The following is a 518-nucleotide window of genomic DNA, read 5'->3' on the forward strand; positions in this document are numbered from 1 at the left end:
AGTACGTGGACGTAGACCCGAAACCGGGTGATCTACCCCTGTCCAGGGTGAAGGTGCGGTAACACGCACTGGAGGCCCGAACCCACGCATGTTGAAAAATGCGGGGATGAGGTGGGGGTAGCGGAGAAATTCCAATCGAACCCGGAGATAGCTGGTTCTCCCCGAAATAGCTTTAGGGCTAGCCTCGGAAAGAAGAATCGTGGAGGTAGAGCACTGATTGGGTGCGGGGCCCGCAAGGGTTACCAAGCTCAGTCAAACTCCGAATGCCATAGATTTAGTTCCGGGAGTCAGACAGTGAGTGCTAAGATCCATTGTCGAAAGGGAAACAGCCCAGACCATCAGCTAAGGTCCCCAAGTGTGTGTTAAGTGGGAAAGGATGTGGAGTTGCACAGACAACCAGGATGTTGGCTTAGAAGCAGCCACCATTGAAAGAGTGCGTAATAGCTCACTGGTCGAGTGACTCTGCGCCGAAAATGTAACGGGGCTAAACACACCACCGAAGCTATGGCTTGATGCTT

At 53.1% G+C, this 518-nt stretch carries 1 rRNA gene; it reads left to right on the plus strand.

From position 1 onward, the window contains the following. Window positions 1-518: ribosomal RNA gene (locus G9G53_RS25715) — 23S ribosomal RNA — on the plus strand; the annotation flags it as partial.

The organism is Paenibacillus sp. EKM206P (assembly GCF_011066155.1).
In the GTDB taxonomy this organism is placed as follows: Bacteria; Bacillota; Bacilli; order Paenibacillales; family Paenibacillaceae; genus Paenibacillus; species Paenibacillus polymyxa_D.